The organism is Ensifer sp. (assembly GCF_035999135.1).
Classification (GTDB): domain Bacteria; phylum Pseudomonadota; class Alphaproteobacteria; order Rhizobiales; family Rhizobiaceae; genus Ensifer.
Genome location: NZ_DASYGZ010000041.1, coordinates 1 through 8716 on the forward strand (window position 1 = coordinate 1; position 8716 = coordinate 8716).

At 59.0% G+C, this 8716-nt stretch carries 18 protein-coding genes; all 18 read right to left on the reverse strand.

All coding sequences use genetic code 11. The features are described from left to right. Nucleotides 1-440: 50S ribosomal protein L6 (gene rplF, locus VGO12_RS03895; protein WP_327511416.1), on the reverse strand; the 440-nt coding region annotated here is incomplete at its 3' end. Nucleotides 441-486: 46 nt separating this feature from the next. After that, a complete protein-coding gene (gene rpsH, locus VGO12_RS03900) occupies nt 487-885 on the reverse strand; it encodes a 30S ribosomal protein S8 (protein ID WP_025426677.1) in 399 nt (132 codons plus the stop codon). 12 nt (nt 886-897) lie between these two features. Continuing rightward, nucleotides 898-1203, reverse strand: coding sequence for a 30S ribosomal protein S14 (gene rpsN / locus VGO12_RS03905; RefSeq protein ID WP_034795562.1), 306 nt, complete (start codon nt 1201-1203; stop codon nt 898-900). Nucleotides 1204-1237: 34 nt separating this feature from the next. Continuing rightward, complete coding sequence (rplE, locus tag VGO12_RS03910; RefSeq protein WP_034795552.1) at nt 1238-1795, reverse strand: 50S ribosomal protein L5; 558 nt, start codon at nt 1793-1795, stop codon at nt 1238-1240. Then, entirely contained in the window at nt 1788-2099 is a 312-nt protein-coding gene (rplX, locus tag VGO12_RS03915) for a 50S ribosomal protein L24 (protein WP_025426674.1), read from the reverse strand. The genes rplE and rplX overlap by 8 nt, the downstream gene beginning before the upstream one ends. A 14-nt stretch (nt 2100-2113) precedes the next feature. Continuing rightward, nucleotides 2114-2482, reverse strand: coding sequence for a 50S ribosomal protein L14 (gene rplN, locus VGO12_RS03920; protein WP_034795548.1), 369 nt, complete (start codon nt 2480-2482; stop codon nt 2114-2116). A gap of 178 nt (nt 2483-2660) precedes the next feature. Next, nucleotides 2661-2897 (reverse strand): 30S ribosomal protein S17, encoded by a 237-nt coding sequence (rpsQ, locus tag VGO12_RS03925; protein ID WP_034795546.1) that lies wholly within the window; start codon nt 2895-2897, stop codon nt 2661-2663. 12 nt (nt 2898-2909) lie between these two features. Further along, on the reverse strand, nt 2910-3110 hold the full coding sequence (rpmC, locus tag VGO12_RS03930; RefSeq protein ID WP_034795543.1) for a 50S ribosomal protein L29: 201 nt from the start codon (nt 3108-3110) through the stop codon (nt 2910-2912). Nucleotides 3111-3121: 11 nt separating this feature from the next. Further along, nucleotides 3122-3535, reverse strand: coding sequence for a 50S ribosomal protein L16 (gene rplP / locus VGO12_RS03935; RefSeq protein ID WP_011975175.1), 414 nt, complete (start codon nt 3533-3535; stop codon nt 3122-3124). 38 nt (nt 3536-3573) lie between these two features. Next, complete coding sequence (gene rpsC / locus VGO12_RS03940) at nt 3574-4308, reverse strand: 30S ribosomal protein S3 (RefSeq protein ID WP_034795537.1); 735 nt, start codon at nt 4306-4308, stop codon at nt 3574-3576. After that, entirely contained in the window at nt 4308-4697 is a 390-nt protein-coding gene (gene rplV / locus VGO12_RS03945) for a 50S ribosomal protein L22 (protein ID WP_327511417.1), read from the reverse strand. Before rplV ends, rpsC begins: the two co-directional genes overlap by 1 nt. Nucleotides 4698-4699: 2 nt before the next feature. Next, nucleotides 4700-4978 carry a 30S ribosomal protein S19 gene (gene rpsS / locus VGO12_RS03950; protein ID WP_018239488.1) on the reverse strand — a complete coding sequence of 93 codons (279 nt, stop codon included), beginning with the start codon at nt 4976-4978 and terminating at the stop codon, nt 4700-4702. A 15-nt stretch (nt 4979-4993) separates the two neighbouring features. After that, nucleotides 4994-5830, reverse strand: a complete 837-nt coding sequence (gene rplB / locus VGO12_RS03955; protein WP_327511418.1) for a 50S ribosomal protein L2 — start codon at nt 5828-5830, stop codon at nt 4994-4996. A gap of 43 nt (nt 5831-5873) precedes the next feature. Then, the gene (locus VGO12_RS03960) at nt 5874-6167 is read right to left on the reverse strand and encodes a 50S ribosomal protein L23 (protein WP_057255571.1); all 294 of its coding nucleotides are present in this window, start codon (nt 6165-6167) and stop codon (nt 5874-5876) included. Continuing rightward, nucleotides 6164-6784 (reverse strand): 50S ribosomal protein L4, encoded by a 621-nt coding sequence (gene rplD, locus VGO12_RS03965; RefSeq protein ID WP_327511419.1) that lies wholly within the window; start codon nt 6782-6784, stop codon nt 6164-6166. Before rplD ends, VGO12_RS03960 begins: the two co-directional genes overlap by 4 nt. Nucleotides 6785-6796: 12 nt before the next feature. After that, nucleotides 6797-7483, reverse strand: coding sequence for a 50S ribosomal protein L3 (gene rplC, locus VGO12_RS03970; protein WP_327511420.1), 687 nt, complete (start codon nt 7481-7483; stop codon nt 6797-6799). 138 nt (nt 7484-7621) lie between these two features. Further along, nucleotides 7622-7930: a 30S ribosomal protein S10 gene (rpsJ, locus tag VGO12_RS03975; RefSeq protein ID WP_003507767.1), complete on the reverse strand. Its 309-nt coding sequence runs from the start codon at nt 7928-7930 to the stop codon at nt 7622-7624. A gap of 320 nt (nt 7931-8250) precedes the next feature. After that, on the reverse strand, nt 8251-8716 hold a 466-nt coding region (locus VGO12_RS03980; protein WP_327511421.1), incomplete at its 5' end, for an EF-Tu/IF-2/RF-3 family GTPase.

Here is an 8716-nt window from a genome sequence, read left to right on the forward strand (position 1 = left end):
TCCGCGGCAACCTGGCCGACCTGCTGCTTGTTGATGCCGGACACGATGATTTCGGTCGGCTTCGGAACAGCAATCGTGATGCCTTCCGGCGTCTGGTAGACGACGTCGTGGCTGAAGCCGAGCGCCAGCTGCAGGTTCTTGCCCTGAAGCGACGCACGATAACCAACGCCGTTGATTTCGAGCTTGCGCTCGTAACCGTCCTTGACGCCCTTGAAGATGTTCTCGATCATCGTGCGGGACATGCCCCACTTCGAACGAGCATCCTTGCTCTGGCTGAGCGGCTGTACAACAACCGCATTTTCTTCGAGCTTTACCGATACTTCGTCGTTTGCAACGAAGAACAGTTCGCCCTTCGGGCCCTTCGCCGTTACCTTCTGGCCATCAACGCTTGCCGTGACGCCTGCCGGAACCTGAACGGGCTTCTTACCGATACGAGACATTTTTATACCTGTCTGTTCGCTATGGAGAACTTGCTACCGTCTTCAATTAGAAGACGGAGCAAAGGATCTCGCCACCAACATTCTGTTCGCGTGCCTGGTGATCGGCCATCACGCCCTTCGGGGTCGAAAGGATGGTGATGCCGAGGCCGTTCGCGACCTGCGGAATGGACTTAACCGAGACATAAACTCGGCGGCCCGGCTTGGAGACGCGTCCGATCTCACGGATCACGGAAGCGCCTTCGTAGTACTTCAGCTCGATGTTCAGCTCGGCCTTGCCGTTGCCGAATACGACTTCAGAGTACCCACGGATGTAGCCTTCAGCCTGAAGAACATCCAGAACACGTGCACGGAGCTTCGAAGCCGGCGTCGAAACGCTCGACTTGCGGCGAGCCGCGCCGTTACGGATACGGGTGAGCATATCGCCCAGCGGATCAGTCATTGCCATGTGCCCGTCTCCTTACCAGCTCGACTTGACAATACCCGGCACCTTGCCGAGGTTGCCCAGTTCGCGAAGCGCAATACGCGACATACGAAGTTTACGATAGAAGGCGCGCGGACGGCCGGTAACTTCGCAACGGTTGCGGATGCGGGTCTTGGATCCATCGCGCGGCAGGCCTGCCAGCTTGATGGTTGCCTTGAACCGCTCTTCAATCGGCAGAGACTGGTTCATGATGGTCGCCTTCAGAGCGGCACGCTTTGCAGCCTGCGAGGCAACCAGTTTGCGGCGGCGCTTGTTCTTTTCAACTGCGCTCGTTTTCGCCATTACAGTTATCCTTCTTTACGCTTGTCGTTACGGATTACTGACGGAACGGGAAGTTGAACTCTGTGAGCAGAGCGCGAGCTTCGTCGTCGTTAGTAGCCGTCGTGCAAACGATGATGTCCATGCCCCACATCTGATCAACCTTGTCGTAGTTGATCTCAGGGAACACAATGTGTTCCTTGACGCCCATGGCGAAGTTGCCACGTCCGTCAAAGGACTTCGGGTTGAGGCCACGGAAGTCGCGAACACGCGGAAGAGCGATGTTCACGAGACGATCGAGGAACTCAAACATCCGAACGCCGCGCAGGGTAACCTTGGCACCAATCGGCATGCCTTCGCGAAGCTTGAAGCCAGCGATGGAGTTGCGAGCGCGGGTGATTACCGGCTTCTGGCCAGCAATCGCAGCGAGGTCGGCAGCGGCAACGGTCGGCTTCTTGGAGTCGCCCGTCGATTCGCCAACACCCATGTTGATGACGATCTTGTCGAGGCGCGGGATCTGCATCTCGTTGGCGTAGGAGAACTTCTCCTGCATTGCCGCACGAATACGCTCGACATATTCCTTCTTGAGCCGGGGCTCATAAGCGGACTTAGCCATCGATCACTACTCCCGAACGCTTGGCCACGCGGACCTTCTTGTCACCGTCGATCTTGAAGCCGACGCGGGTCGGCTTGCCGTCCTTCGGATCGGCAATCGCGATGTTCGAAAGATGGATCGAGGCTTCCTTGTTGATGATGCCGGCTTCCTGGCTCTGGGTCTGGCGCTGGTGACGCTTCACCATGTTGACGCCACGCACAACAGCCCGGTCTTCCTTCGGCATAACCTGGACGACTTCGCCGGTACGGCCCTTGTCCTTACCGGTGAGAACGACGACTTTGTCGCCTTTGCGAATCTTTTGCATCTCTCAACGCTCCCTTAGAGTACTTCTGGAGCCAGCGAGATGATCTTCATGTGGTTCTTGGCGCGAAGTTCGCGCGGAACCGGTCCGAAGATACGGGTGCCGATCGGCTCTTTCTTGTTATCGATAAGAACGGCTGCGTTGGTGTCAAAGCGGATGACAGAGCCATCCGGACGGCGGATGTCCTTCGCAGTGCGAACGACAACAGCCTTCATGACATCACCCTTCTTTACGCGGCCGCGCGGAATGGCTTCCTTGATCGAAACGACAATGATGTCGCCGACCGACGCATACTTGCGCTTGGAGCCGCCCAGCACCTTGATGCACATGACACGACGTGCGCCGGAATTATCCGCCACGTCGAGGTTTGTTTGCATCTGAATCATGTCAGGTCGCCTTCTTGTTGTTACCAGGCCGGTTGGGTCGAAACCCCCTCGCCTGGCTTATAGTGCTCATCTCAAAGCAAAAGAACGCCCGGAATCGAGCGCCCTTCTGCTTTAATTGCGTGCTTCATACAGGTATTTGCCCAAGACGCAAGGGTCTTCAGGGCAAAACCTGCAGAAATCAAGCGTGGGCGGCGACTACCGTCCAGCGCTTATCCTTCGAAATCGGCGCGCATTCCTCAATGGAAACAACGTCACCAACCTTGTACTGGTTGTTTTCGTCGTGCGCCTTATACTTCTTCGAACGACGAACGGTCTTCTGGAGGATCGGGTGCGCAAAGCGGCGCTCGACCCGTACGACGACGGTCTTGTCGTTCTTGTCGCTGACAACAGTGCCCTGCAGAATGCGTTTCGGCATATTTTCTGGTCCTTAGGCCTTGGCTTCTGCCGCCTTCTGGCGGGCAATGGTTTTGACGCGTGCGATGTCCTTGCGGACTTCGTTGATACGCGAAGACTTTTCGAGCTGGCCGGTCGCCTTCTGGAAGCGCAGGTTGAACTGCTCCTTCTTCAGCTTGGCAAGCTCTTCGTTGAGTTGATCGGCGCTCAGAGCGCGAACATCTACGGCTTTCATGAGTTCACTCCTTACTCTGCGATACGCTGCACGAAGCGCGTCTTGACAGAGAGCTTGGCAGCGCCAAGACGAAGTGCCTCACGGGCAAGTTCTTCGCTGACACCATCGATCTCAAACATCATACGGCCGGGCTTGACCTTGCATGCCCAGTATTCGACCGAACCCTTACCCTTACCCATGCGGACTTCCGTCGGCTTGGCGGTAACGGGAACGTCGGGGAACACGCGGATCCACACACGGCCGGCGCGCTTCATGTGACGCGTGATCGCGCGGCGGGCCGCTTCGATCTCGCGCGCATTGACGCGGTTCGGTTCCTGAGCCTTCAGGCCGAATTCGCCGAAGGCAAGATCAGAACCGCCCTTGGCTACGCCCTTGATGCGGCCCTTGAACTGCTTGCGGTACTTCGTACGCTTTGGCTGCAACATTTTTTTACTTCTCCGATATTGGCTGCCAAACGCGAATGTTACGCGTTTTCACGACGGCGGTCACGATCGCCACGGTCGCGATCACGGCCAGCCGGGCCCTGGTTGTCACTTTCGATCGCGCGACGCTCGGAAGCCATCGGATCGTGCTCAAGGATTTCGCCCTTGAAGATCCAGACCTTGATGCCGCAGATACCGAAAGCGGTTTCGGCTTCAGCCGTGCCGTAGTCGATGTCCGCACGCAGCGTGTGCAGCGGAACGCGACCTTCGCGGTACCATTCGGTACGTGCGATTTCGGCGCCACCGAGGCGGCCGGCGCAGGTGATCTTGATGCCTTCGGCGCCAAGACGCATGGCCGACTGAACAGCGCGCTTCATCGCACGGCGGAAAGCCACGCGGCGCTCGAGCTGCTGGGCGATCGACTGGGCAACGAGGGTTGCGTCGACTTCCGGCTTGCGCACTTCAACGATGTTGAGGTGCGTTTCGGAGCTGGTCATCTCGGAAAGCTTCTTGCGGAGCTTTTCGATGTCAGCGCCCTTCTTGCCGATGATGAGGCCCGGACGTGCAGAGTGGATCGTGACGCGGCACTTCTTGTGCGGGCGCTCGATGACCACCTTGGCAATGCCAGCAGCCTTCAGCTCTTCCATCAGGTAGGCACGGATCTTCAGATCTTCATGAAGAAGCTGGCCGTATTCGGCGTTGTCCGCAAACCAGCGGCTATCCCAGGTCCGGTTGATACCGAGACGGAAGCCGATCGGATTAATCTTCTGACCCATTATGCGGCCTCCCCTTTGGATTCCACTTCGCGAACGACGATCGTCAAGTGCGAGAACGGCTTCTCGACGCGCGATGCACGACCGCGACCACGGGCGTGGAAGCGCTTCATGACGATCGACTTACCGACGTAAGCTTCTGCAACGACGAGCGAATCGACGTCGAGATCGTGGTTGTTCTCGGCGTTTGCAATCGCAGATTCAAGGGTCTTCTTGACCGTTTCTGCGATGCGCTTGCGCGAGAATTCCAGGTCGGCCAGAGCGCGTTCGACCTTCTTGCCGCGGATCATCGCAGCAACCAGGTTGAGCTTCTGGGGGCTGACGCGGATCGTGCGCGCAACTGCCTGCGCCTCATTATCCTTCAGCCGGCGTTCGGCTTTTGCCTTGCCCATTGTTACTTCCTCTTTGCCTTCTTGTCCGCGCCGTGGCCGTAGTAGGTCCGGGTCGGAGAGAATTCACCAAACTTGTGGCCGACCATGTCTTCGTTGACGCTGACCGGAACGTGCTTGCTGCCGTTGTAGACGCCGAAGGTGAGACCGACAAACTGCGGAAGGATCGTGGAGCGGCGGCTCCAGATCTTGATCACTTCGTTACGACCGCCTTCGCGGACCTTCTCAGCCTTCTTGAGAAGATAACCGTCAACGAACGGACCTTTCCATACTGAACGAGTCATTCGAGACTTCCTCTCTTACTTCTTCTTCTGGTGGCGCGAGCGCATGATGAACTTGTCGGTCGACTTGTTCGAGCGCGTACGCTTACCCTTCGTGGGCTTGCCCCACGGGGTAACAGGGTGACGACCACCCGAGGTACGGCCTTCACCACCACCGTGCGGGTGGTCAACCGGGTTCATGACGACGCCGCGAACGTGCGGCTTCTTGCCGCGCCAACGCGAACGACCAGCCTTACCGTCATTGATGTTGCCGTGGTCGGGGTTCGACACGGCGCCGATCGATGCGAGGCACGAACCGTGCACCAGGCGCTGTTCGCCAGAGTTCAGGCGAAGGATCGCCATGCCCTGGTCGCGACCAACGAGCTGCGCGTAGGCACCGGCGGAGCGAGCGATCTGGCCGCCCTTGCCCGGCTTCATTTCCACGTTGTGGATGATGGAGCCGACCGGGATGTACTGCAGCGGCATGGTGTTGCCGGGCTTGACGTCGACAGCCTTTTCCGAAGCGATGACCTTGTCGCCGGCAGCAAGGCGCTGCGGAGCGAGGATGTAGGCCTGTTCGCCGTCGGCGTAGCTGACGAGCGCGATGAACGCGGTGCGGTTCGGGTCGTATTCCAGACGCTCGACCGTGCCTTCAACGTCGAACTTGCGACGCTTGAAGTCGACCAGACGATAGGTGCGCTTGTGACCACCGCCCTGGAAGCGAACGGTGATACGGCCGAGGTTGTTGCGACCGCCCTTGGAGGACAGGCCCTCGGTCAGCGCCTTCACCGGCTTGCCCTTGTAAAGGCCGGACCGGTCGACGATGACCAACTGGCGCTGGCTCGGGGTCGTCGGATTGAAACTTTTCAATGCCATTTTCTTGTTCCCTTTTGGGTTTTTACCCTAATGGGCCTATCCGTTAGAGACCGGTGGAGACGTCGATGGACTGACCGTCGGCGAGCGTGATGATCGCCTTCTTCACGTCCTTCTGCTTCCCGGCAAAGCCGCGGAAACGCTTCGTCTTGCCCTTGCGGACCAGCGTGTTCACGGCCGTGACCTTGACGCCGAACAGAGCTTCGACGGCAGCCTTGATTTCAGGCTTCGAAGCGTCCTTGGCGACGTTGAAGACGACCTGGTTCTGTTCGGAAACCAGCGTCGACTTTTCAGTGATCGAGGGAGACACGATCACGTCGTAGTGGCGAAGATCCGTCATTTGAACCGCTCCTCCAGAGCTTCCACGGCAGCCTTGGAAAGCACGAGCTTGCCACGGCGCAGAATGTCGTAAACGTTGATGCCCTGAACCGGCAGAACGTCCACATTCGGGATGTTCTGGGCTGCGAGCTTGAAGTTGTTCTCGATCTCGGCGCCGCCGATGATGAGAGCGTTGGTGAGGCCGAGCGAAGCGAATACGCCGGCGAGAGCCTTCGTCTTGGCTTCCGAGGCAACGAGATCGTCGATGACGATGATCTCTTCAGCCTTCAGCTTGGCCGAGAGCGCGTGACGCAGGCCGAGGGCGCGAACCTTCTTCGGCAGGTCATGGGCGTGGCTGCGGACAACCGGGCCGTGAGCCTTACCACCGCCGCGGAACTGCGGAGCACGAGCGGAGTGGTGGCGGGCGCGGCCCGTACCCTTCTGCTTGTACATCTTGGCGCCGGTGCGGGAGACTTCCGCACGGCCCTTGGCCTTGTGCGTGCCCTGCTGCTTCTTGGCGAGCTGCCAGCGAACAACGCGGGCAATGATGTCTTCACGGGGCTCGAGGCCGAAAATGGCGTCGGAAAGGGAAACCTTGCCCGCGTCCTTGCCCTCGAGGGTTTTGACGTTGAGATCCATTATTCGGCTCCCTTACTTCGATGCTTCGGCGCGCACAGCGGCCGGACGCGGAGCGCCTTCCGGAGTGCCCGACTTGATGGCGTCACGAACGACGATCCAGGCACCCTTGGAGCCGGGGACAGCGCCCTTGACCAGGATCAGACCGCGGTCTTCATCGGTCGACACGACTTCCAGGTTCTGGGTGGTGACGCGGGTCTGACCCATGTGACCAGCCATGCGCTTGCCCTTCCAGACACGGCCCGGATCCTGGTTGGAACCGGTAGAACCATGCGAGCGGTGCGATACGGAAACGCCGTGCGTTGCGCGCAGACCGCCGAAGTTGTGGCGCTTGATGGCGCCGGCAAAGCCCTTACCGATCGTGGTACCGGTGACGTCGACGAGCTGACCGGCAACGAAATGGTTCGCCGTCAGTTCGAGACCGATGTCGATCAGGTTGTCCGCGGAAACGCGGAATTCTACGAGCTTGGCCTTCGGCTCGACGTTGGCGGCAGCAAAGTGACCGCGCATCGCCTTCGGCGTGTTCTTGACCTTCGCGCGACCAGCACCGAGCTGAACAGCGACGTAGCCGTTCTTCTCTTCCGTGCGCTGGGACACCACCTGGCAGTTCTCCAGCTTCAATACTGTAACCGGGATATGCTCACCGGCGTCGTTATAGACGCGGGTCATTCCCACTTTCTGTGCAATCACACCTGAACGCATTGGTTCATTCCTCTTGAGAGTTAGTGATGGAGCGAACCCCCTCACATCTCTGGTTTAAGGTCTCCCCGAGATCATCCGATCTTGAGGTCGCCCGTTTTCGGAAGCCGTTGGACCGGGGTCCACGTACCTTCCTTGTTATTAAAGCTTGATTTCCACGTCGACGCCGGCAGCCAGGTCGAGCTTCATCAGCGCGTCAACGGTCTGCGGGGTCGGGTCTACGATATCGAGAAGGCGCTTGTGGGTGCGCATTTCGAACTGTTCACGGCTCTTCTTGTCGACGTGCGGCGAGCGGTTGACCGTAAACTTTTCAATGCGCGTCGGCAGCGGTACGGGACCGCGCACGCTTGCACCGGTACGCTTTGCAGTCGACACGATTTCACGCGTCGAGGCGTCGAGGATCCGGTGATCAAACGCCTTGAGGCGGATGCGGATGTTCTGGCCGTTCATACGACTTATCCTTGTTCGGGTTACATGCGGTTTCCGTGGAAAAACACGCAGTGAACTTCGTTTAATTTCGGCCAGTCCGCTAACTTTTCAAAGATCGGAGGGACAGGGTTTCCCCTGCCCCTTCCTATTTGAGCGGCCGTGGCCGGCCTGTCTTTCTGTGAGCGCACAACGTCGAAGCACCGTGCAAATCACGCGTGGGCGCCATTTGCACTATTTCGTCGTCTTCGGCAAGCCGTGCGACCAACTAAATCTTTCGGGGCGGGTATGTTCGAGGCGCATAGCACATGCGCCTCCCATGCCCCCGCCCTCAGTCTCGTCGATTACTCGACGATCGAGGCAACGATGCCTGCGCCGACGGTACGGCCGCCTTCGCGGATCGCGAAGCGCAGCTTTTCTTCCATCGCGATCGGAACGATCAGCTCGACGGCAACGGTGACGTTGTCGCCAGGCATGACCATTTCCGTGCCTTCCGGCAGCGTCACGATGCCCGTCACGTCCGTCGTGCGGAAGTAGAACTGCGGACGGTAGTTGGTGAAGAACGGCGTGTGACGGCCGCCTTCTTCCTTCGTCAGGATGTAGGCTTCAGCCATGAACTTCTTGTGCGGCTTGACCGAACCCGGCTTGCACAGGATCTGGCCACGCTCAACGCCGTCACGGTTCACACCACGGATCAGCGCGCCGATGTTGTCGCCGGCCTGGCCCTGGTCGAGCAGCTTGCGGAACATTTCAACGCCCGTAACCGTCGTCTTCGACGTGTCGCGGATGCCGACGATTTCGACTTCTTCG